At 67.7% G+C, this 21,264-nt stretch carries 16 protein-coding genes and 2 pseudogenes; 7 read left to right on the forward strand and 11 right to left on the reverse strand.

Annotated elements, in window-relative coordinates; all coding sequences use genetic code 11:
- Positions 1 to 57 precede the first annotated feature (57 nt).
- Positions 58 to 1,164: a CU044_5270 family protein gene (locus ACIBL4_RS38175; RefSeq protein ID WP_399416398.1), complete on the reverse strand. Its 1,107-nt coding sequence runs from the start codon at positions 1,162 to 1,164 to the stop codon at positions 58 to 60.
- Positions 1,161 to 1,673, reverse strand: coding sequence for an RNA polymerase sigma factor (locus tag ACIBL4_RS38180; RefSeq protein WP_399416399.1), 513 nt, complete (start codon positions 1,671 to 1,673; stop codon positions 1,161 to 1,163). Before ACIBL4_RS38180 ends, ACIBL4_RS38175 begins: the two co-directional genes overlap by 4 nt.
- A 377-nt stretch (positions 1,674 to 2,050) precedes the next feature.
- Here ACIBL4_RS38180 and ACIBL4_RS38185 point away from each other — a divergent pair, with 377 nt between their 5' ends.
- On the forward strand, positions 2,051 to 2,254 hold the full coding sequence (locus ACIBL4_RS38185) for a cold-shock protein (RefSeq protein WP_399416400.1): 204 nt from the start codon (positions 2,051 to 2,053) through the stop codon (positions 2,252 to 2,254).
- Positions 2,255 to 2,416: 162 nt separating this feature from the next.
- Here the strand turns inward: ACIBL4_RS38185 and ACIBL4_RS38190 are convergent, their stop codons facing one another.
- Complete coding sequence (locus ACIBL4_RS38190; RefSeq protein WP_399416401.1) at positions 2,417 to 2,641, reverse strand: hypothetical protein; 225 nt, start codon at positions 2,639 to 2,641, stop codon at positions 2,417 to 2,419.
- A 311-nt stretch (positions 2,642 to 2,952) separates the two neighbouring features.
- Here ACIBL4_RS38190 and ACIBL4_RS38195 point away from each other — a divergent pair.
- The 3 genes and pseudogenes from ACIBL4_RS38195 to ACIBL4_RS38205 all read left to right on the forward strand — a co-directional run.
- Positions 2,953 to 3,104, forward strand: a pseudogene (locus ACIBL4_RS38195) (PPOX class F420-dependent oxidoreductase); the annotation flags it as partial.
- A gap of 76 nt (positions 3,105 to 3,180) precedes the next feature.
- Positions 3,181 to 4,056 (forward strand): annotated as a pseudogene (locus ACIBL4_RS38200) (IS5 family transposase).
- A 263-nt stretch (positions 4,057 to 4,319) separates the two neighbouring features.
- Positions 4,320 to 5,360, forward strand: a complete 1,041-nt coding sequence (locus ACIBL4_RS38205; protein ID WP_399416402.1) for an SCO1860 family LAETG-anchored protein — start codon at positions 4,320 to 4,322, stop codon at positions 5,358 to 5,360.
- 772 nt (positions 5,361 to 6,132) lie between these two features.
- On the opposite strand, the gene ACIBL4_RS38210 is transcribed toward ACIBL4_RS38205, so the two are convergent.
- On the reverse strand, positions 6,133 to 8,037 hold the full coding sequence (locus ACIBL4_RS38210) for a diguanylate cyclase domain-containing protein (protein WP_399416403.1): 1,905 nt from the start codon (positions 8,035 to 8,037) through the stop codon (positions 6,133 to 6,135).
- Between the two features lie 370 nt (positions 8,038 to 8,407).
- Between ACIBL4_RS38210 and ACIBL4_RS38215 the strand changes: the two genes are divergently transcribed.
- Complete coding sequence (locus tag ACIBL4_RS38215; RefSeq protein WP_399416404.1) at positions 8,408 to 9,037, forward strand: hypothetical protein; 630 nt, start codon at positions 8,408 to 8,410, stop codon at positions 9,035 to 9,037.
- A 484-nt stretch (positions 9,038 to 9,521) separates the two neighbouring features.
- On the forward strand, positions 9,522 to 10,745 hold the full coding sequence (locus tag ACIBL4_RS38220; protein WP_399416405.1) for a hypothetical protein: 1,224 nt from the start codon (positions 9,522 to 9,524) through the stop codon (positions 10,743 to 10,745).
- Here the strand turns inward: ACIBL4_RS38220 and ACIBL4_RS38225 are convergent.
- From ACIBL4_RS38225 to ACIBL4_RS38255, 7 genes are all read right to left on the reverse strand, one after another.
- Positions 10,672 to 11,040, reverse strand: coding sequence for a hypothetical protein (locus ACIBL4_RS38225; protein ID WP_399416407.1), 369 nt, complete (start codon positions 11,038 to 11,040; stop codon positions 10,672 to 10,674). The genes ACIBL4_RS38220 and ACIBL4_RS38225 overlap by 74 nt on opposite strands.
- Positions 11,041 to 12,331: 1,291 nt before the next feature.
- Positions 12,332 to 13,741 carry a tetratricopeptide repeat protein gene (locus ACIBL4_RS38230; protein WP_399416408.1) on the reverse strand — a complete coding sequence of 470 codons (1,410 nt, stop codon included), beginning with the start codon at positions 13,739 to 13,741 and terminating at the stop codon, positions 12,332 to 12,334.
- A gap of 59 nt (positions 13,742 to 13,800) precedes the next feature.
- Positions 13,801 to 15,078 (reverse strand): NB-ARC domain-containing protein, encoded by a 1,278-nt coding sequence (locus ACIBL4_RS38235; RefSeq protein ID WP_399416409.1) that lies wholly within the window; start codon positions 15,076 to 15,078, stop codon positions 13,801 to 13,803.
- Positions 15,078 to 15,494: a hypothetical protein gene (locus tag ACIBL4_RS38240; RefSeq protein WP_399416410.1), complete on the reverse strand. Its 417-nt coding sequence runs from the start codon at positions 15,492 to 15,494 to the stop codon at positions 15,078 to 15,080. Before ACIBL4_RS38240 ends, ACIBL4_RS38235 begins: the two co-directional genes overlap by 1 nt.
- Before the next feature lie 44 nt (positions 15,495 to 15,538).
- Positions 15,539 to 15,955: a hypothetical protein gene (locus ACIBL4_RS38245; protein ID WP_399416412.1), complete on the reverse strand. Its 417-nt coding sequence runs from the start codon at positions 15,953 to 15,955 to the stop codon at positions 15,539 to 15,541.
- 528 nt (positions 15,956 to 16,483) lie between these two features.
- On the reverse strand, positions 16,484 to 17,323 hold the full coding sequence (locus ACIBL4_RS38250; RefSeq protein WP_399416413.1) for a hypothetical protein: 840 nt from the start codon (positions 17,321 to 17,323) through the stop codon (positions 16,484 to 16,486).
- A 195-nt stretch (positions 17,324 to 17,518) separates the two neighbouring features.
- Positions 17,519 to 20,047, reverse strand: coding sequence for a Helicase associated domain protein (locus ACIBL4_RS38255; RefSeq protein WP_399416414.1), 2,529 nt, complete (start codon positions 20,045 to 20,047; stop codon positions 17,519 to 17,521).
- Between the two features lie 668 nt (positions 20,048 to 20,715).
- Here ACIBL4_RS38255 and ACIBL4_RS38260 point away from each other — a divergent pair.
- Positions 20,716 to 20,883, forward strand: a complete 168-nt coding sequence (locus ACIBL4_RS38260; RefSeq protein WP_399416416.1) for a hypothetical protein — start codon at positions 20,716 to 20,718, stop codon at positions 20,881 to 20,883.
- Positions 20,884 to 21,264 lie beyond the last annotated feature (381 nt).

A 21,264-nucleotide genomic window follows, 5' to 3' on the forward strand; every position in this document is an offset into this window, starting at 1 on the left:
GGCTTCCTCGGCCGTGGGACGGCGCTGCGGCGGCGGCAGCGAGGCTCTGAGAGTGTGTCAGCTGACCTGGACCGGGACCTGCTTGATGGCGTCGACGATGGTCCGCTGGGTGACGGCGCTGGTGAACAAGACGGTGCCGGGCTTGATGATTGCCTCGGGGCCGCCGGCCTTGCTCACCTGGACGGTGCGCTTGCCGAGGAAAACGTGGGTGTCTCTCTCGAAGATCCATTCCTCGCGCTGGCCGCTCTTGTCGTCCAGCCGGGCGACCGCCACGCCGCGCCGGCCGATCGCGTCGACGGCGTCATCGACGGTGACGACGCCGGGGATCTTCGCGGCGGCCTTGAACAGGGCCTTGGTCAGGGCGGGTGGCGGGTAGCTCTCGCCCAGCAGGTCGCCGATCGTCGTGAAGGCCTCCTGGTCCGGGGAGTTGCCGTGTCCCTCGGTCTCTTTGTAGATCTTGGCCAGGAGGGCATCGGGGTCGGTGGGCAGCTTGGCCAGGTATTCGTAGGACGGGTGGTTGAGGCCGACGACGGGGGTGTTGCCCTGCTCGTCGGGAAGGCTGAGGGTTTCCCCTTCCGGACTGTTGTTGACGGCGGGGTCGATCAGCCAGCCCCTGGTCCCGTCGGCCGAGGACCACACCTGGCGCTTGTGCAGCTCGTGGCTGGCGAGGCTGCTCTTGTCGCCCACGGTCTTCACGAACGTGTCGGCCGTCTCGGACTCGATGTAGATGTACTGGCCCGGCTTGAGAACCGGGTGGTTGTCCTGTGCCGCGGCAAGGGAGGCCTGGTCGAGCAGCTGGGTGACTCCGCGCGGGCTTGTGGCGCCGATCTGTGTGGTCAGGGCCGGCCCGGTGGCGATGACAGGGCCGTTCCCGTTCCCGCCGCCGGTCATCGCCGTTCCGGCGATGACCGCAGCGGCCACGGCGGCGGCCAGGGCGGGCAGTGCGACAGCCGGACGGGGCAGCCGGAGCCTGCGCACCTTCGGGATGCCGGGGGTGCCGGGGGACGACTCGGGCGTGCGCTGTGCCTGCTCGATGCGTGCCATCAAACGCTCCTTGTGATACTCGTGGCGGCCCGTCGGCAGGTCACGCGCAGTGTGGGACAGCAACCGTGCGACGGCTTCCTCCCGAGCGCCCGGGCTCTGCCGGGGCGTGTTCGCGCTCATCGGTTTCCTTCCTGTGCGGGCCGGACGCTGTTGATGTGGTCACCTGGTATCTGTCGGCCGGCCACCCCCGCTTCCCGCCTGCTCCGAACTTTTTCGGATCCCCCCACGCTTCGGGTCCGCTGCGCAGGCCGGACGGGGCCGCTCGTCACGTGCCGGCCTGCTGTCGCGGCACCGCCGTGCTGTGCGAGCTCGACCTCTGTGAGGGAGCGGAGCTTCCTGCGGGCCCGGGAGAGCCGGGACGCGACGGTGCCCACGGGGATCCCCAGCGCCTTCGCCGCAGCCTCGTAGTCGAGCCCTTCCCCCAGGCAGAGCGCGACGACCTCGCGCTCCTGTCTGCGCAACGCGCCGAGTGCCCGAAGGGTCGCCGCCAGCTTGCGCTGGTCGTCGATCTGAGTGGTGACCTCGTCGGCGTGGTCGGGCACGGGCAGTTCGGCCGCGGGGAGTCGTCGCTTGAGGAGTCGGCGCCATGGTCGAAGCCGCGCAGGATGGGCGTGGGTTCGTGAGCGCATCCGCACAGCGTGGACAGCCGCGTCGCCGGGCTCTCCGCGACGTCCAGGGCGTGTTCCAGATCCAGCAGCGGCGCGCCCAATCACGAAGGCCAGCGCTCCCCGAGCACCTCGTGGACGACTGACTGCTGCGGCGGTTTCAGGCGCTCGGCAAGGCTCTGCATCCCGGCGCAGTGCCGATACTGCCCACCGGGCGAGGCAGCAGGAGAAGGACCAGAAGCAGCAGGTACTCCCGCGCGTGGGCTTGGCCTGGGGTGTGTCGTCGGTCGGATAAGCAGGGCGGTCAGGGGTACAACGGCTTCAGGCTCGTGCGGTTGCAGGAGCCGGAGCACGCCCCGTCTTGAAGGGCTGTTCCCAGGCATGAACGAAGGATCGACGGTATGGCCAGCGGCACCGTGAAGTGGTTCAACTCCGAGAAGGGCTTCGGCTTCATCCAGCAGGACGGCGGGGGTCCGGATGTCTTCGCGCACTACTCCGAGATCAAGGGCAGCGGGTACCGCGAGCTGACCGAGGGTGAGCATGTGACGTTCGACATCGGCCAGGGGCAGAAGGGGCCGCAGGCGCAGAACATCGTCCGCGGCTGAGCAGGCAGCAAAAGCGCAGAATGATGCGGCGCAAGGCGGTGGGTCGAACCTTTCCCGGCCCTCTACCGCGTCGGCGACCTCACACGCTGGGCACGCAACAGGCCCCGCGCCGCCGTCGGCACCACCGACCTGGACTAACCCCCTCTCGCGCGGCTTGGTCGCTCACCCGTGGTAGCCATCCCACTGGTGAGGGCCGACTCCGCGCCACTCCACCCACAAGGGATCATCCAGTTCGTCATGGGGCAGCCCGGCCTCGTGCAGAAACGCCACCAGGTCGTCGTCCGAGCGGGCCACGCCGATGCACCGCTCGGCCTCTGGGCAATGCGCGATCACTGGGCGGCCTCCCCCAGGCAGCGGTTCTTCAACGATGATCAGCGCACGCACCATAACCGCATCCTGCGAGTTCCCGGTCCCGACCGCAGCCCGGGACGCCGCGTGGCTGTTGCCGGGGCGCCCCGCGGGTATGCCGGGCACGGACACCCCGCGGCTGACCTGAGCGAGCCACAACCTGACGTTCTGATCGTCTGGCGCGCTGAGGAGAGTGATCCCCCTGCGGGGTCTGGGTGCCTGCGCTCCGTGGAGGGGGCAAGCGGGCACCGACGTGCAGGGGCAGGCCCGTTCAGTCCCCCGTGGCGGGTCTGCTCCTGCTCGCGCCCGCGGCTTCGGCTGCCCAGAGGACGCGGCTGAAGCCCGAGTGTTTGCGGCTTTCGACCACGCCCGACGGCATCAAGGTTAAGCACCTGCGGCGCGACCCGCGTGCGGACCTGAGGGTGGGGACGTGTGGTCGTTCGCCGTCGCCGAGGGCGAGGCCGAAGGTTCCGAGGTGACGGCGGTCCCTGACGACGCGGTCGACCAACTGCCCATGCAGAAAACGGCGCTTAGGGTCTGTTGCGAGAGTTGATCTTGTTCGTTGATGATCACTTCCTGTGGGACGTGGGGATCTGACGAACGGCCAGTGGGCCAGGCTTGAGCCTCTGCTGCCGCGGGGTATCAAGCCGGGGCGCCCGCAGGTGTGGACGCGGCGGCAGCTCGTAGACGGCATACGGTGGCGGACCCGGACCGGTGCCCCCTGGCGCGATGTGCCGGAACGCTATGGGCCGTGGGACCGGGTCTATGACCTGTTCCGGCGCTGGCAGCGGGACGGCACGTGGGCGCGGATCCTCACCCAGCTGCAGGCCGAGGCGGACGCCAAGGGCCTCATCACCTGGGACGTGAACGTCGACTCCACCGTGTGCCGGGCCCACCGGCACGCCGCCGGAGCGGCGAAAAGGGGGACCTCCAGAAGGAACCGCCCGGCGGCGTCTTCGCCGAGCCGTCGGACCACGGCCTCGGACGGTCACGCGGCGGACTGACCAGCAAAATTCCACCTCGCGGTCGAGCAGGGGCAAAAGCCCTTGTCCGTCGTGATCACGGCTGGGCAGCGGGGCGATTCCCCGCAGTTTGAAGCGGTCCTGGAAGCCATCGGGGTCCCGAGGCTGGGGCTGGGCAGGCCGCGCAAGCGCCCGGACCGGGTCCGGGCCGACAAGGCGTACGACTCCCGCGGAAACCGGTCCTACCTGCGCAGACGCGGAATCAAGGCCACCATCCCGGTCCCGGCGGACCGTGTCCGCAACCGCCTCAAGCGCGGATCGCGCGGTGGGCGGCCGCCGAAGTTCGACAAGGACGACTACAAGCAGCGGCATGCGGTCGAGTGCGGGATCAACCGCCTCAAGCGCCACCGGGCCGTCGCCACTCGTTACGACAAACTCGCCGTCCGGTTCGAAGCGACCGTGCTGGTCGCAGCCATCAACGAATGGCTGTAACCAGCACTTTCACAACAGGCCCTAGGGGCCAGGGCCGGTTGACGGTAACGAGTTAGCAGGCCCAGAAGTTGCGCGGTAGGCAAGGAGTGGGTGAGGAAACCGCACGTCGGGGTGATCCCTGATCGGATTGTCGCACGATCGGCATCCGGGGGGCCATGATCTGCGGGTCGAGGCCGTCGGCCGACATGCTGCTGCGAGCACCGTAGCGCCGACGGCTCCATGTCTTTGTGGGAGTTTCTCAGTTGTACAGGAATGTCTTCAGCATGCCCGCACGCCCAGCCGCTCTCTTGAGCGTTTCGGCTCTGGCGATCGGCGGCGCACTGGCCGCCGGCCCGGCCTATGCGGTACCCGCCGGCGAACACTCCGGCTCCACCGGCAAGGCGGCCGCCGTCGCGGCGCGCGCCGACCTCAAGGTCTCCGTGGAGGGTGTCGGCGACGTTCCGGTGAAGAAGTCGCTCCACGATCTGAGCGCGCCCGGGGACGCGCAGCAGACGCTGCTCACCGCCGCGGTGAACGGTGTGAACAAGGGGCAGCCCACCACGCTGGTCAAGGCCAAGGTCGCGCATTCCAGCGTCAAGGCGGACGGGCACCGGTCGGTGGGCCACGCCAAACTCGTCGGCGTACAGGCCTACGCACCCGGCCTGCCCGACATCCCGCTGCTGGCCGCCGACCTTCTGAAGGCCACGGCCTCCTGCGAGACGGGCAAGAAGCCGACCGCGAAGGCCGCGCTGGCGGACAACGTGACCGTCCTCGGCAAGCCCGTCCCCGTGAACGGGCCCGGTGATCAGCACGTCGAGGTGCCGGGCGTCGGCACCGTCGACCTCGTCCTGGAGAATGCGACCACGACGGACGGTACGGGGGCCGCCACCGCGCTTCGGCTGAAGTACACAGTGACTCCGGCCAAGCTGGGCGTGGTGAAGGCATCCGGAGAGATCGTGCTCGCCGAGGCCACCTGCGCGATGCCGGGCGTCGCCGGCGCCGACCATGACGGTTCGGACCGTAACGGTGCGGACGGTAGCGGTGCGAGCGGTGACGGATCCGGCAGTGGGAGGGCGGAGGGCGGCTCGTCAGACGGCCAGTCCTCTACCGAGTCCGCCGGCTCGAAGAGTGCCGAGGGCGCCGAGAGCTCTGTCGTCCCGGGCAATCAGCCCAACACCCAGACCGGCGACGACGGCTTGAACCTCGCTGAGACCGGCGGCAACTCCGCCACACCCGTCATCGCTGGCGTGGGCGGGGCGCTCATCCTCGGTGGCGCCGCGGCCGTGTACCTGATGCGTCGACGCCGCACCACTCACAACAACTGACGCGGGACCGGTCGCGGGCGGCGCTCCCGCTCGGGGCCGTGGCCGGACCTCGTTGAAGCCCATCGCCGCCCGGACCTGCGGCTGCGATGAGGAACGCGTACTGCACGGGGGCCACCTGATACCTGGCCACCCACCCGGACCCGACGACCCTGGCCGCCCTCCTCGACCGCATCCGCACGGAGGCGGGGGTGGAGCCGGTAGGCAAGACGCCGCCGGGTGGGGAGGCGGCGGTACGCCGCGGCCGAGGACGCCGACTACCTGCTCCCATCGACCACATCGGCCGGGGAGGAGACGTTCCCGTCGCGACGGCCGGAGCCGTCGAAGTGCTGACGGGCAAACCGGTCGAGGGCGGCACGGTCACCGTGCCGCCGGGCCAGGCGGTGGCCGTACGTTCGGCTGGGCGTCGATGGGTGGGCAGCCGAACGGCAGCAGGTGGGGCTTTCAGACGCCTATCGCGAGGGGCGGTCGGGGCTGCCTCGGCTTCGCGGCGGGGGCGGGCTGGGCGGCGGGTCGTGAGGGTGATGAAGGCCCCCCTGGATGTGGGGCTTCGACGTGGCACACCAGACGTAGAGACCGGGACCATGCAGGCACACGGCTGGTCCCGCGCCGCACAGCGAGCGTTGAGTGGTCCGCGAGCGTGATCGCGGCATGCTCCGCTTGCCGACCGGCTCCCGGTGCACCTCGCAGCTCTGCCTCACGGCCCGTGGCAATGTCCGGTCTCTGCTGGCCAATCAGGCTCGGATCAGGGGTTTCGGGTACCGGCGGCACGGGGTTACTGCCCCAGGCCGTGCGCCGCCGGTTCGTCTGACGCATGGAGGGGCATGGCGGTCTGGCGGGCCTCGGGTGACGGACTGTTGCGGGGTTGGCGGGGCTGGGGGATGTGCATGCGGATGCGGCCTTTGCCTGCTCTCTTGGCCTCGTACATGGCTTCATCGGCTTGGTGGAGGAGTTCGTCCGGTGTGACGCCCGGGAGGGCTACCGTCATGCCGATGGAGGCCGAGACGAATGCCTCTCTGCCTGCGATCTGGTATGGCTGTGTCAGGGCAGACAGGATGCGTTCGGCGACGTCTTGGGTACGTGCGGGGTGTGTCCCGGCCTCTCCCTCCAGGAGGGCTGCGAACTCGTCACCGCCGAGGCGGGCTACGGTGTCTTCCGCCCGTACGGATGCCTGGATCCGGCGGGCGGCGTGGATCAGAAGAGCGTCGCCCACCGCGTGTCCGGCCGAGTCGTTGACAGCCTTGAAGCCGTCCAGGTCCATGAAGAGCACTGTGGGCGGGGCTGTGCGAGTGGTCCGCTTGCGCAGGGCATGCGCGACTCGGTCGGCGAACAAGGCCCGGTTGGGCAGTCCGGTGAGCGCGTCGTGGAAGGCCAGGTGCTCGAGCTGTTCCTGCTGGGCGACCCGGTCGGTCACATCGCGACTGCTGAAGATCATTCCCTCGGTGTGGTGGCTGACCGTCGATTCGACGTGGCGCCAACGTCCGTCGGCGTGGCGGACCCGGCAGGACACGCGGCGGCCCGGACCGGGGATGCCTGATGCAGCTTCCTGCCGCAGTGCCTCGACACTTTGCATCAGCGGCGTCAGGTCGTCGGGGTGGCAGTACAGGGGCAGACGGGAACCCAGCAGGTCCTCAGGCCGGTAGCCGAAGATGTGGTGGGCGGCAGGACTGACGTAGAGCACGCGGCCGTCCAGGCTGACGATGGTGATCACGTCGCGGGTGCCGTCGACCAAGGCGCGGTAAAGCGCCTCCCGGGTGGTGACTTCGCGAGTGATACGCAGGTGATCGGCGTGGATGATGCCCTGGCGGATACCGAGCGAGATAGGCAGCAAACCTGCCAGGACCAGCAGGACCATGTCGGTGCGGCCTCCGGCCATGGTGTGAGCTGTCAAGGCCAGGACACAGATGACCACGGGCACGAAAGCGGCCACGACCCCGACAACGGGCATGATGCGCTGATCGACGTCCACGACGCTGCTGCCTCCGGCCAGCCATGGGGCCACGGCGATGAGGAGCAGGCCAGTGATCGAGCAGGCCGCCGCGCAAGGAATGCCGTACCAGATGCCGGGGGCCGGCATGAGGATGCGCAGCATGTCGCTTGCGGTCAACGCGACGAGGGCCAGGACACCCACCGTCGTCGCTGTGCGCTCAGGACGCTTCACGGAGTAACGCAGTGCCACCAGAAGTCCAAAGACCAGGACGTCCGTCACCACGCGTGCCAGATCCTGCAAGGACCCGAAGGCATCGCCGCTTTGGTCGGCACGATGCAGCAGCAGCACCCAGCCCAGTGTGAGCAGGGAGCCGGCGATCACCCATCCGTCCAGGACTCGCCGCAGCCAGATCAGCGTCGTGCCGCCGTCCGCAACCGCGACCACGAACCCGGCGATCGCCACCACCAGACACAGGGCGATCGCGGTTGCCGCCAGCAGCTGGAGGCCGAAGTGGCGGCCACCACTGAGCTCCCCTTGAAAGGAAGGGAGCTGACTGACCACGAGGTGGTGAAGGCCACCCGCTGCCACAGAACCCGCGAAGAGTGCGAGGCGAAGACGCACCCTTCCGGTAACCGTTCTGGCACGCCCGAGCAGAGACAGGGCGGCCAGACCATGCGCAGCCGGCACTCCGACGCCGACTGGAACGAACAGCACCGCCGTCGCGCTCGCGCTCATCGCGGCGGCAAGCACGGATGCCAGCCCCAGAGTCTTGCCCCACCCACATGCTGCCCATGACCAGCCGATACGAACGGCGTGCAACGAGCCCCACCAACCGGTCTGTCCCGGCCTCATGCGAACCCCCGACGGTCATCGAGCCCAAAGAGGGCAGGCACACCGTGTTTGTACTGCTCGTGCCGGGTTAGAGCGTAGAAGGATGTCCAGCGCCCATCCCCATGAGAAGCGGTAAGTTCACCTGAAAAACGGACCAGCTCCCAGAGGCTGACACCCTGCCAGTTGGAGGTCAGCTGCAGAAGCTGTCTGATCAGTCCGAGCCCTCTTGGCCGGTGCTCTCGCGAGCCACTAAAGAGATCTCACCCACCAGCCGTAGTTCGACAAGCAGGTGGAGGAGTCCGCCGAATCCCTCGTGTTCGGCATCGGCCGCGTCCTTGCCGGCCGGGATCTGGACGGCGTGAAGCGCACCGACGCCACCTTCTGGCGCTCGGGCACTCGCGTCCTGCCGAAGGTGGAGGGCCGCCTGCCGCGCCGCTCCCACAAGGCCGGGTGGCGGCGCCTGTCCTTCCGTGTCGCGCTGGGGGCCGGCGTCTGGGAGACCGGCTACCTGGCCACCCAGGACCTGGAAGCCACCGTGCAGACCGCCCAGAAGCTGTGGGACAACCGGGAGCAGGCCTGGCCACCCTGGAGTGAGCGGTGGCTACGCTACCGCTCACTCCAGCCCGAGGTCGGCCAGCTGCTGGAGTGTGTCCGCAGTGAGCTTCGCGCGCCTCGATTTCGTGTTCGAGAGAAGGCCACCGGCAGTTTTCCGAGCGGGCCATCCTCCACGCCGCCCTCGCCTCCAGCCCCAGCGACGAAGACCGCCGGTGGCCTTCGTCCCGGCTTCCCATCTACGCAGTTCCCGCCCGCCGCCCGCCTGCCCCCTATCACTGCTCCCGGAAGGGCATCTCGGCAACGAAAGACGATTCCAGGAGGCGGTCAGGTCATGGTGTCGAAGGCTTCGATCTCCTCAACATGATGACCCACTGGGGCACTGTCACCTGCAGTAATCCGGTGTGTGAGTGATCGTGTGGAGGGTGGGAAGTTCATGAACCGAACGCCGTGGTGAGAGGCGACGGTCGGGTATGCGGTCGGTCTTCTCATTCCGGCGGGGCGTCATGCCTTCCGTGGTCGTTCCTTCGCCGGCGCCAGATGGTCATCGCTTTGCGTAGTCCCTGCCCTATGGCGGCGATGAGAAGCCCGGAGATGATCTGGCTGCCGATGTCGTGAATGACGAAGTTCCACAGGTCCCACTGCCCTGCCAAGGCGTTCTCCCAAGTCCCGTGCTGTACGCGGTCGTTGGGGCAAGAATCTCGGCCTCGATCGGGTGTGCGCCAGGGGCGCACACCCCGTTGATCTGCGACTTTTCAAGATCAAGTGAATGGGTGGTTGAGGCTCGGTAGCATGCGCTTCCGCAGCGGCCTCGGTGCGCGGCAAGAGGAGAGCATGCAGCAGGAGGATGGATGGACGCCCTGAGCGCCTACACCAGCGAGCTGAAAAAGGCTTTCGCAGAGTTATCGCTCACCCAGGCGGCGTTCGCGGCCCGCGACGATGTTCCCTGGGAGCGCACACGGGTTAATCGTTTCCTGTCCGGAAAAGACAACACCATCGCTTCCAGAAGTTTCATCGACTGCCTGGCCAATGTGGGTTCCCAACTGGGCAAACCCTTAAGTGCCGACAGGCGCGAGCACCTGCTTGCCCTTCGGCGGGCCGCGTTGCGTGAGCGGGCAACAGCGGTGGGTCTGCTCGAAGTGATCGACGAAGAATTTCATCTGGTGCGTGTGCAGATGTCGAACTCACGTGAGGAGATCGAGGTCTACCGGCACATCAAGGATTCTCTGCTGGTCGAAGTGCGTGAGTACCGGTGTCTCTTGGAGGACATGGAAGCGCGCAACGCCGAGCAGCAGCAGGCCCTCCAGGTTGCAGCCCTCTACCTCGCGGCTGCCGAGAGCCGCCTGCAGCATGCGCAGCAGCAGCGCGAGACGCTGCTGGCCGTGATCGACCACCTGCAGGACCACCTGCGAGAAGTGCGCCGCTCAGCCCAGGCGTGGGACGGCCTGTCGCAGCACGCGGGCTGGTTCGTCCCCCTGGTCACCGGCGTCCTGCTCAGCTCCCCCACATGGTCGACCGCAGGCCTGGGATTCGTCGCCTTCGCCACGTCTGGAGGCCTTGGCTCTCCCTTCAGCCGCTCGACTGAGAACTCGGTGACCAACGACTACCACTACGGCTCGATGATGGGTCCCTATTCCGTGGGTTCTTTCCACGGGAGCAGCACCACGGTCAGTACGACTCAGTCCACCCACATTGACTTCGTGGCGATCCTGGGCTGGGCGCTCTTCATATTCAGTGTGGTCATGCTCGTCACTCACCATCTGTGGGTGTGGCCGGTCATCGTGGCGTATGTGGTCTTCGAAGTCCTCAGCCGCGCGCGCCTGGGTCCACCGCAGGCCCGCTACGTGCTGCGCACCCTCACTGGCCTCGTCCCAGGCTCTCTCCTGCTGCTGGCTGCCTACCAGCTCGGTGCAGACAAGGGGGTCGGCGGTGTCTTCGCCATGGACCAAACGGCCTGGACGGCGACGGGCGCTTATGTGTGCATTTACCTCGTCTACGCCATCATCCGCCTGGTGCTGGCCCGTAACCGGCTCCGGCAACCCGCACGCCCTCAGCCGCCGCCGAAGACGTCATGACAAGCGTGGCCGGCCGGGAAGGACCATCCCTGTCGATTTGCTGGCGTCGGTAGGCAACCACCAGGGCAACCAGGGCACCGGCTCCGGCGACCACTGTGAAGGAGAGCTTGACCAGGTCGAAGAGCGTCTTGGAGTCGATGCGGCGCTCGGGCCTGAGTTCCCGGGCGCCGAGCAGGTCCCACCCGGCGAAGAACACGCCGGCGGCGATGGCGATCGCGGTGATGAAGGCCAGGGGCAGGACGATCCAGACGTGCCACAGGCGCAGGCCGCGCCGTTCAGCCCGGCGCCGGGGCATGGAGGAGAGTCTCACGATCAATAGGACAGCTAGGTACCTGTTGTCGGCTGCGCCGCCCCGTTTCGTCGCAGAGGGGGGTCCGTGCCGTCTGTGTTCGGCGCGGACCCTCGCGCGGCCAGCCTCCCATGCGGCTTTATGCCGTCTGCGATCTCTCGGATTCGGGACAGTGGGTGAGTGACAGCGGGCCTGGGGGTGTTGCTGCTGGTCAGTGGTGGTTGAGGGGGTGTGGGGCCCCTGTCCTGGGCGTGAGAGAACCGCGGGGTATCGCTGTCCGGGGGCGTTATTGCATGAGGGGTGACGCTGTCTCAGTTTCGTGAGTTCTGATCCGCTGGCCGATGGGTGTTGGTGTGCTCGGGGGTGTGGATCAGGGAGTGCAGGGCCCGGCCCCGGAAGGGGTGGGTGGTGAGGCGAGTGGGGCTTTGCCGGCTGTGTCGGTTCGGGCGTTGCGGGGACCCGCGGTGCGCCGTCTGCTGGCCCTGCGGCGGGAGGGGAAGCTTACGACTGGGCAGGTGAGGTCGGCGGCGGACGTGCTGGGGGTGCGGGAGCGTGCAGTGTGGCGGTGGCTGGCGGCCGCTGAGCGGGACGAGGCTGCGGCCCGGGCACCGGGGGAGCGGGCTGCGTATCCCGGGCGGTTCACGGTTACTGATGAGGTCCGGGCTCTGCTGGGGCTGTGGAAGGGCAACGTCGCGGCGGTCCATCGTGAGCTGATCGCTCGCGCGGCCAGGGGCGAGGGGGGAGCCGCCTCCGTCGATTCCGACGCTGCACCGGGCGATCCAGCGGGATCTGACGCCGGGGGAGCGGGCCGGGCTCGCGGGTGGGGAGCGGGCGGCGCGCTGCAGCAGCTCAGGGTCGTCCACCCACAAGAAGGCTCCGAGCATCGCGGGTCCCAAACTTCGCGACCGCCGTTGTTGCTCCAGATCCTCGCGGAACCCGTCGATCCCCTCGACAAGACCGGCCAGCACATCTGTCCCGAACCGGACGGGATGCGTTCCGTCTCCCAGGACTGCCTGCACGTTGAACTGGTCAGGAAACGACAGATCCATATACCCCCTGCATCGAATCAGTATGACGCGACACCGTAAATCTTCGGGCACACGCTGACTGGGACCACCTCGCTGACCCGCTCGCTCGCCACATCAGGCCGACCTACCTCGACTCGGCTACCGGGACGCTGAGCGTGCACGCAGTCTCGACGGCCTGGTCCACGAAGCACGGCTTGGGCGGGCGTGGAGTTCACCGACGTGGGACACATCGAGATCCAGCTGTAGCGAGAGCATCTCCGGGAGGCCAGTCAGGCCTCCGACTGGCCAAGGTCATCCACCGCTGACTGCCACCTTGATAGCGCATTGCTAGCACCAAGCGTGCTGGGGTGGTTGTTGCCAAAAAGCCGCTTGCGGTCGGCGACTACCTGCTCCAGCAGAGCAATGGCGTCGTCGGCCCGTCCCGCCTCCTGGTAGGAGACGGCGAGGTTGGCGCGAGCGGTCATGGTGTTGGGGTGGTCGTTGCCCAATAGCCGCTCGCAGTCGGCGACCACTCGTTCCTCCATCGTGATGGCCTCGTCGGCCCGTCCCGCCTCCTGGTAGGAGACGGCGAGGTTGGCGCGAGCGATCAGGGTGTCGGGGTGGTCGTTGCCGAGCAACCGCTCGCAGTCGGCCACCACCTGCTCCTCCATCGTGATGGCCCCGCTGCTCCGGCCCGCCTGCCAGTAGGAGGTGGCGAGGTTGGCGCGGGCGGCCAGGGTATTGGGGTGGTCGTTGCCGAGCAACCGCTCGCAGTCGGCCACCACCTGCTCCTCCATCGTGATGGCCTCGCCGGTCCGGCCCGCCTGCCGGCAGGAAGTAGCGAGGTTGGCGCGGGCGGTCACGGTCTCGGGGTGGTCGTGGCCCAGCAACCGCTCCCGGTCGGCGACTACCTGCTCCAGCAGAGCAATGGCCTCGTCGGCCCGTCCCGCCTGCCCGTATGAGGGGGCGAGGTTGGCGCGGGCGGTCACGGTCTCAGGGTGGTCGTGGCCCAGCAACCGCTCCCGGTCGGCGACTACCTGCTTCAGCAGGGCAATGGCTTCACTGGTCCGCCCCGCTAGCTGGTAGGAGACGGCGAGGTTGGCGCGGGCGGTCATGGTGTTGGGGTGGTCATTGCCCAGCAACCGCTCGCAGTCGGCCACCACCTGCTCCAGCAGAGCAATGGCCTCGCTGTTGCGTCCCGCTTGCCAGTAGGAAGTGGCGAGGTGACCGCGGGCAGTCACGGTGTCTGGGTGGTCGTGGCCCAATAGCTGCTCCCGTCCGGCGATCACCTGCTCCAGCAGAGCAATGGCCTCGCTGGTCCGCCCCGCCAGCTGGTAGGAGACAGCATGATTGGAACGGGCGGACAGGGTGTCGGGGTGGTCATTGCCCAGGACCCGCTCGCAGTCGGCGACCATGGCGCCGCAATAGGCCAGAGCGGCTCTCGGCAGGTTGGCCTTGAGGAGGCTCTTTCCTGCACGCTGAAGCACAGGGTGGCAGCCCGACGCCCAAATGGATTTACGGGCGTGCGTACTGAGTGCCTCGGTGTTGGCGCGCAAGACGCTGGCAAGTTCGCGCTGTGTCTCGTCGAGGTCAGGCCACACGTCGACAAGACCATCAGCTGCAGCGATGGTGACTGCTCGGTGCTCGTCTTCCAAGGTGGATTCGCGCACAGCTCTGGCAGTGAGGGCGTGGATGCGCACGGCACGATGTCCGTCGGCTGAGCCGTCGTAAGCGACTAGGGCGTACCGGGCCAACAGCCTCAGCGCTGCGCGTGCTTCTTCGCCCGTGATGAGCGGGGGCGTGGTTCCGCGACGGTGCCCGGCAACAGCCGGGTTTGGCGTGGAGGTGGGTTGATCCTGGCGAGGTAGGCGGTCAGGGCTGCAGTATCCCACAGGGGGGCGGGGTGTCCGGCAGGATCAAGGACGGCGGCAATGCGCAGGGCGGCGCGGGCCAGGGGCCCGAGGGGATCCTGGTCGGTGGCATCGAGGGCAAGCAGCAAGGTGGTGGTGATCTGCCGGCCGTAGCGTTCGGTGTCCGCCCAGCGGGGCAGAATTTCATCCAGGCGGGCGGCACGGTCGGAGAACCGTTCCAGGTAAATGCGGCAGGGGACCTGTTCGCGGATCATGTAGGCGGCTGTGTGGCCGAGCGCCAGCGGTAGGTAGCCCAAAGCCTCGGTGAGCGCGGCTGCCTGGTCATCAATCAGGTGGGCCGTGGCGCCGTGGGCCAGGCGGGTGGTGAGGTAGGCAGCGGCCTCCGCGGGGCTGTAGACGTCGACGTTGATCTGGGCACGTCGAGCTCCGGTGAGACGGGGATCGTTGAGCCGGGTCGTGGCCAGGGTCCAGCCAGTGCCCCGCAGACTGTCGGGCCACCATGGTTCTACGGCTTCCAGGTTGGTGATGTCGTCCAGGACCACCAACCAGCTTCGGCCTGTGCCGGCCAGCCAGGCTAGGAAGGCTTGGGCATCACGATCCTGGTCCTCGCCGGTGCTGCCGGGCGCTTGAACGCTCAGCGCTGCTTGGGCATAAGCGGTGATGACCTGCTGGACGTCGTTCGCCGAGACCCAAAGCACCAGGTCCGTGCCGTCCCTGATCGCCTCCCGTGCGTAGGCCGCCGCCAGCTGTGACTTGCCGACCCCGCCGCCACCCGACATCACCTGCGCTGCCGACCCCTGTGGCCAGCCCAAACCCTTGGTTCCTGATTCGGGCTTGGCCGTGTCGCTGGCCAGAATGACGGCGCCGCCGTGGCCACGAGCCTGGTCCACCTGGTTGCGCAGCTCGGTGCGGGGCTGAAACGCCGACGCCAGCATCGGCACGGTGCCGATGACCATCGGCCACTCCACCTCACGCCGGTTGATCGACACGTACTGTTGCTCGATGTAGGTGACCTTGCTGTTCTCTCCCAGGGCCGAACCGATGATGCTTCCGCCGGCCGCGACACCGCCGCTTCGTGCGGTTACCTCCGCGTGCGGTACGTCAGGCTGTGTCCCTTGGCTGGATGCGGCAGCATCGTCACCTCGGTGCCGCCACGGAAACCCCATCACCGCTGGCTGTCCTCGCCCAGAGCACTGTCGGTGATGTGACCGCCGGCCGCGACCCCGTTCCGCCCTGCCCGCACGTCGTTCGCTGCCTGCTGGCCTGAGCTGGCGCCCGGTCGTGTGCGGGGTCCGGTCACCTTGGAGCGATCGCCGAGCGCGGAACCGATGATGTCACCGCCGGCCGAGACCCCGCCGCGGCCTGTGCGTACGCGCCTACCGCTGCCAGCACCGCCACTGCCATAGAAGAGAGTGATCACCGAGACCAGCAGGGCCGCCAGACTCACTACCGCTCCTGCCACACTCGCGGCCTGTCCGGCGGTGTCCAAATCCCTGAGCACCGCCACCAGCACGAGTCCCACCGTGGCCAGACCAGCCACCACGGCCGTCACCACGACCCAGGTACGCGCCGTCCCTGACACAGCCACACCTACCGCCCCCGAGTACCGCCCGACCGGACGGTGGATCAAGAAACCTGAGCATACGCCTCGTCAGTGGGCCTGCCTAACAGACCGTAGCGCTCAACCGCTCCGCCAACCACCTGGATCAACACAGTACTTGCCGCCGCCACGTCGCCGGACGCCTGGGCAGTTCTCCTTCGGATGACGTCCGGCAGTTGCCGGAAGCGCGCCGCCGGGCGGAACTGGGTGCGCTTGTAGCGGGCGCGGTCATCGAGCCCGGTGAGGGCCCAGCGGACGGGTAGAGCGATTGTGTCGCCAGGAGCGGCCTTCGCGCCGCCGCCTCGGGTGAGCAGAACAGCGAGGGTGAAGGACGACGGCGGCCGCAGTGTCGACGGCGCCCCGGCGTCCCCACGGCAGCCGCGCGCGGCGCCGCGTTCATTGAGCCGGTCGGCTGAGCGCGTGTTGACCACCGCTCGGTTCACCGACGCTCCTGCGGTATGACCTATTCAGAGGCTGCGGAAGGATCTTCGTGGGGGAGCTGCACACCTACTTCCGCGCAGCAGGGCGTGCCTCGCCAGCCAGCGTTGCGGCAGCTGTTGCTCAGCATGGTTCCGCCCCCCTGACCGTGAGCCGTGAGACTGTCCGGAAGCTGCTCAAAGGCGAGACCACCAGCACCTGGCCTAAGGTCAAAGCGGTACACGAGGTTCTGTCGCATAGCAGATCAGGACCCGAGCCTTCGCCATATCGAATCAGCGGTTCTGCTGGGCTGTACCAGCGGGGCGTGGTGCCGAGGCTTGCGTGACAACCGCGGCACCGCCACAGCCTGCGCAGGGTGACCCAGTGGGCACGGGCGCACGACGGGCATTCGGCGAGGTAGGCGCTTGGGCCGTACGCCGCGCCTCACCATGCGTGACCGTAACGGGCTCGGTATCCGGGCTGATTCGGTGTGAAGGCCAGCCCAACCGGACCAGTGACCGCTTTGTCCCGTTGCCGTCACCGGCGGGGCGAGATCACGATAGGGGAGGCAAGACCTCGTAGACGAATGCTGCGAGAGCGTCGTAATTGGTGACGCCGTAGCGGTGGTAGTCGCCATCGCTGGTGAGAATGACGCCGAACGTCGCCTGCGCGTGGATGTGGAACCGGGTGACCTCCCAGGTCCACTCAACGGCTTCACCATCGGTTGCACCGTCGTCAGCGGTGTGGCGCACACCATCCGGGGTTTGAAAGGCCCAGTGCAGACCGCGGTTTTGTGGGTCGGCACCCCGGCAGGTGAACGTTACGACGTCTCCCGGCCTCAGCGTTGTGTTGGTGCGCAAGCTGAACATCTGGGGCTGGATCTCCTCGGCGGTCTCGGCGCTGTTGCCGAAGCTGTCCCGCACAAGCTCGATACGCGGGAAGTATTCGCCGGCGGGGTCCTGACCGCTGATGTGTATGGTCACTCGGTTCCTGATCTCCCCTGCGATCGCGCTCAATAGCTCCTCCTCGAAGGGGAGCAGCTCACGGCTGTGGGCCACGGTGTTGCGCAGGGCCTCAAACCGATCCAGGAGAACGGTGATCTCCTTCTTGGTGCCCAGGGCCCCGTTAAGCGCTTCCCAGTGGGTGTTGATCAGCCGAGCCAGCTGGGTGAACTCGGCGTACTCAATCAGGTTGGCAGGGACCGCGACCACGCCACGCCGAGTGCGGCGCTTCTGTTCGACCGTCTGCTTGTTGCGGAGTTTGGTCACGTCGTCAGCATCGAAGACGTGACTGATCCAGTCCGTGCCGAACTTGGCTCGCAGGGCGACGGTGAGTAGGTCTCGCAGGGACCGCTCACAGCTGGCCAGCGCCACTGGCGGCTGCATGAGGGGCATCGGGATTCCTTTCCAGGGGACGCAAGGGTCCCGCCCAGCTGCTACGCGCCGTCGAGTGAGGGTCGCCGATGAAATCCTGGACTGCATCATGATCAGCACCCTGTGGTACGGCTCCGCTCCCATCCATGACGTGATTGTCTCCTGCCACGCCGTGGTTACGCAGTCACCACCGGAATCGCGGCCACTGACGCCGCCCTATGTCCAGCGCATGCCGATGCGGGAGAGCTGATCGATGCGTTCCGGTGTCAGTGTCGCGGCCCGCGAGCGTTGGTTGCTGATCCATGCCCCCAGCTTCAACTCCCGCTCCTCCTGGTCCTGGCGGTCCCTCTCGGCGACGACGATCCGTTCGATGTGTTTGCGGGGTACTTTCAGGTGTCCTTCGCGCTCGTAGAACTGGCGGGCGGCTGCTAGGTTCAGCGCCCACTTGTCGGCCTGCGAACGGCGCGGGCGCGGCTTCTCGTCCTCGGTCGCGGGGGTGATGCCGAGGATCTGCTCACACATCCACTGCTGGACGCCGGTGAGCTTGTCCCAGCCGAGCCGGACTGAGCGCACCCACCGCCCGAGGTCCTCGCCCTGGTGCACGACCGCGCCCGGCGCCATGGGCAGTATGCCGCCTTCCTCCAGGTGCTGTCGGGTGAGGTGGAAGGCGCGTTGCCATTCCACGGGCCAGGCCGGGCACCAGGAGGGGTCGATGTCCTCGAGTTGTTCGCGTCGTTCCTCCGACAGTGCGCCGGTCGACGACGGAACGGGCAGGCCCTCGGCACGCCGCTGCTCGATGTCGGCGGCCTTCCGGGCGGCGGCGCGCGCGTTCTTCAGAAAGATCCCTACCCGGTACCCCTTGTACGTGGCGTCCAGCGGGGCCAGGAGGTGGCCCGCCTCGGCCGCCCACCCGCGTGCCGCTGCGAGTCCTTCCTCCCATGCGACGTCGAAGTGCGACCAGATCATGCCGAGCTTCTCCAGCTGCTGGACGCGGTCTTCGTCCATGTCCCCGCGGGCGTAGAAGCGCCGGTTGTCGGCGATCCACTGCCCGAGGGGGAACCCGGCGAGCGACACCGGCCACCCCTCAGCCTCCACCGCCTGGTCGTCGCCGCCGGGCACCCGGTAGGTGAAGGGCACCTTGAGGTCGCCGTGCTCGCGGGCGTAGATGACGGCGGCCTCAATGCCGCGTCGCCAGTGGGCGTGTTCGGGGTTGAGGACTCGCAGGTTGATGAAGGCGGCGAGCTGCGCGGGGTCACGAGGGGTGGAGAACTTCAGCAGCTCTCTGGCCGGCACCGACAGTCGATCGCTTCGGTCGCTCTCGGCTCCCTCGCCCTCCTGGTCTGCATTACGGCTCTGCACGCCCCGTGAACGGCTTGGCGCCTGAGGCTCGGCGAGCTGCTCCACGATGCGAGTGTCGTGTGCTCTGAGCGCCTCCAAGAGCTTGGCCAGGCCGCCGTACGCCCGGCTGGTGAGCATGTTGTCGGCCGTCTCTCCGGGACCGAGCAGGACGGGCACGACCAGCGACGCCGTCTTACCTTCGCCGGGTTGCATGCGCAGCGCGCGGCCGACGGCTTGGACGAGGTCGGGCATGGAGCCGCGTACGTCCGCGAAGTACACGGAGTCACAGTGGGAGGTATCGACGCCTTCGCCGAGCACGCGAACGGACCCAAGGAACGTCTTCTCCACCACGGTGCCGTCCGCGGCGATGCCTCTGGAGAACTCGTCCAGGACACGGCGCCGGTGGAGCGGCTTGTGCTCGCCGCACAGCCAGTTGGCCCAGATCGCCTTCGGGTACAGCTCCGGGTCCGCGTCGCGCAGCTGCGCGGCGATGTCCGGGAGACCGGCCGAGAACGCCTCGGCTTCCTTGACCATGTGGTGGAAGACCAGCGTGCGGCGGAAGCCTTCTTCGGCCGATGCCTTCACCAGGGCGGTCTGCAGGGCAGCGAGCCGGGCCCCGCGGACCTGCTCGGACTGTGAGTCCTCCCCGAGCAGCTGGGCGGCCTGGAGTCGGGTGTCGGTGATGTCCACGCACACCACCTGGTACGGCGCGCAGATTCCCCTGTCGATCGCCTCCGACAGCGTCAAGGTGAAACACCTGCTGCCGAACGGCCCGTCCGGGTCGTCTTCCATCGAGGCCACCAGCTCGCCCGGCGCGCCCTGCTCGGTGTCCTCGTCCAGCTGCCATAGCCGCGGCGTGGCGGTCATGTAGAGGCGGCGCAGGGCGGGGATGCGGGTGTTGTCGTGGACGACCGCCCACGGCCTGCCAATCCGGCCCGAAACCCGGTGTGCCTCGTCCACGACGATCAGTGACCATCCCGGAAGGCCGGCGGCGTGCGCGCGTTCCAGCGTGCCGAGCCCGAGCGAGGCGTACGTGGCGAAGACGGTGACCTTATCGAGCGGTCGCACCCACTCGACCAGCTCGCCCACGTCTGTAGTGTTCGGGAAGGAAGCTTCCCCACCGCGTAGGGATGAGACCCCGATCATCGGCCCGGTGCGGCCGCCCTCGCGCCACGCGGCCTCGGTCTGGGCGAGCAGGTCCAGCGAGGGCACGAGGACGAGCACCCGACCCGCGTGTAGTTCCTCCGCACTGCGGACAGCGACGAGGCTCTTCCCCGATCCGGTCGCCATGATCACCTGAGTGCGGAGCCCCCGCTCGGGCACAGTAGATCGTGCAGGCAATTCGAGTGCCTGGAGTACCGCGTCCACTGCTTCCCGCTGGTGGGGACGGAGTTTCTTCATCGCCATTCCGGTCTGCCTTCTCGTGCAAGCTGGACGAAGGGCTGTACCCCGCATGACGCCACAACGCCCGTACATGCCCCGCAAGGTGGACCGAGGCCTCTGCGCCGAGATCCCGGATCTCATTCCTGATCTAGAACGGAAGATCAGACGCGGAGAGCTCCTGATACCTGCAGAGCTGGAGGCATCTGATTCCAGAGTCTATCGCACTACAAAAACGAAGCATCTCCTCCGTAATCGTGCATCAACACTGGCGAATCAGCGCTGAGCAGATGGGTACTCCGTTCTTTTCATCGCCTGCCTACCTTGGAGCGTCATGACACAGAAGACTGAAGACGAGATGGGCAACCGGTTCTGCAAAGCGTGCGGTACGCCGGCCGAAGACGGGAGGCTGTGCAAGCACTGCGGCACCGTTTTGGACCTTCCTGACGAGGCGGGTCTAGTAGAAGACGAAGGCGCGGGAGTGCGACGTGACTTCGAGGGACGGACCGGGGCGCGAAACCAAGGATGACCCGGACCAGCCGGTACGCATGCCGTGCGCGCCCTCCTCCTGGCCGCTTCGCTGGCCCCTTCCTGCCACCCTCCGGACAACGCGAAACACGAACTGCGCCCCCGCCCATGTCTGTGGGGGCGGAGGCGGGGCATACGGGCTTCACCCCTACGAGAGGAGCGTGTTCATGCTCGGCATAGTCGCGGCGGTGTTGTTCTTCGTAGCTTTCTTGATCAATGCGGCCGACCTCAGCACTAATGATGTGTTCTCTTCGACAAACGTCATGCTGCTGGGGCTGATGGCGCTGGCGCTGCGTGTGGCCGGAGTCGGTACTGGCTTGGCCCGGAGACGTTGACCCCCGGCTCCTGCAGGCTCGTGACAGCTCGTCACCAAACCTGCAGGGCCGGTCCGAGCAAGGCATGCTCCTGCAGCCAGCTCGGCTCGCGTTAGCGGGCCGCAACGGCCCTGGAGGCGGAGCCGGAAGGACCGCCAGGCGGGGGAGCGCAGCGGACCCGCCGACTCGGGCTGGAGCAAAGCGGAAGCCCGATAGCGGGACGAAGTCCCGCCGCTCCGGGAGCGCAGCGAACGGAGCGGCAACCAGACTGGCGCAGCAGTCTGGTTGGAGGGATGCGCAGCATCCCTCCAACGCTCCCGCGGAGCGGGAGCGCAACCACCGCGCGCAGCGCGGTGGTTCGCTTGCACATCGCGCAGCGATGTGGGTACCCGCTCCGCGGGG

The sequence above is a fragment of the Streptomyces sp. NPDC050416 genome, from assembly GCF_044458845.1.
Classification (GTDB): Bacteria; Actinomycetota; Actinomycetes; order Streptomycetales; family Streptomycetaceae; genus Streptomyces.

Excerpts from the sequence above, each read along its gene's own strand:
- ACIBL4_RS38175 (WP_399416398.1), bottom strand. The coding sequence starts at position 1,164 with ATGAGCGCGAACACGCCCCGGCAGAGCCCGGGCGCTCGGGAGGAAGCC.
- ACIBL4_RS38180 (WP_399416399.1), bottom strand. The coding sequence starts at position 1,673 with ATGCGCTCACGAACCCACGCCCATCCTGCGCGGCTTCGACCATGGCGC.
- ACIBL4_RS38185 (WP_399416400.1), top strand. The coding sequence starts at position 2,051 with ATGGCCAGCGGCACCGTGAAGTGGTTCAACTCCGAGAAGGGCTTCGGC.
- ACIBL4_RS38190 (WP_399416401.1), bottom strand. The coding sequence starts at position 2,641 with ATGGTGCGTGCGCTGATCATCGTTGAAGAACCGCTGCCTGGGGGAGGC.
- ACIBL4_RS38205 (WP_399416402.1), top strand. The coding sequence starts at position 4,320 with ATGCCCGCACGCCCAGCCGCTCTCTTGAGCGTTTCGGCTCTGGCGATC.
- ACIBL4_RS38220 (WP_399416405.1), top strand. The coding sequence starts at position 9,522 with ATGGACGCCCTGAGCGCCTACACCAGCGAGCTGAAAAAGGCTTTCGCA.
- ACIBL4_RS38225 (WP_399416407.1), bottom strand. The coding sequence starts at position 11,040 with ATGCCCCGGCGCCGGGCTGAACGGCGCGGCCTGCGCCTGTGGCACGTC.
- ACIBL4_RS38235 (WP_399416409.1), bottom strand. The coding sequence starts at position 15,078 with ATGGGGTTTCCGTGGCGGCACCGAGGTGACGATGCTGCCGCATCCAGC.
- ACIBL4_RS38250 (WP_399416413.1), bottom strand. The coding sequence starts at position 17,323 with ATGCCCCTCATGCAGCCGCCAGTGGCGCTGGCCAGCTGTGAGCGGTCC.
- ACIBL4_RS38255 (WP_399416414.1), bottom strand. The coding sequence starts at position 20,047 with ATGGCGATGAAGAAACTCCGTCCCCACCAGCGGGAAGCAGTGGACGCG.
- ACIBL4_RS38260 (WP_399416416.1), top strand. The coding sequence starts at position 20,716 with ATGCTCGGCATAGTCGCGGCGGTGTTGTTCTTCGTAGCTTTCTTGATC.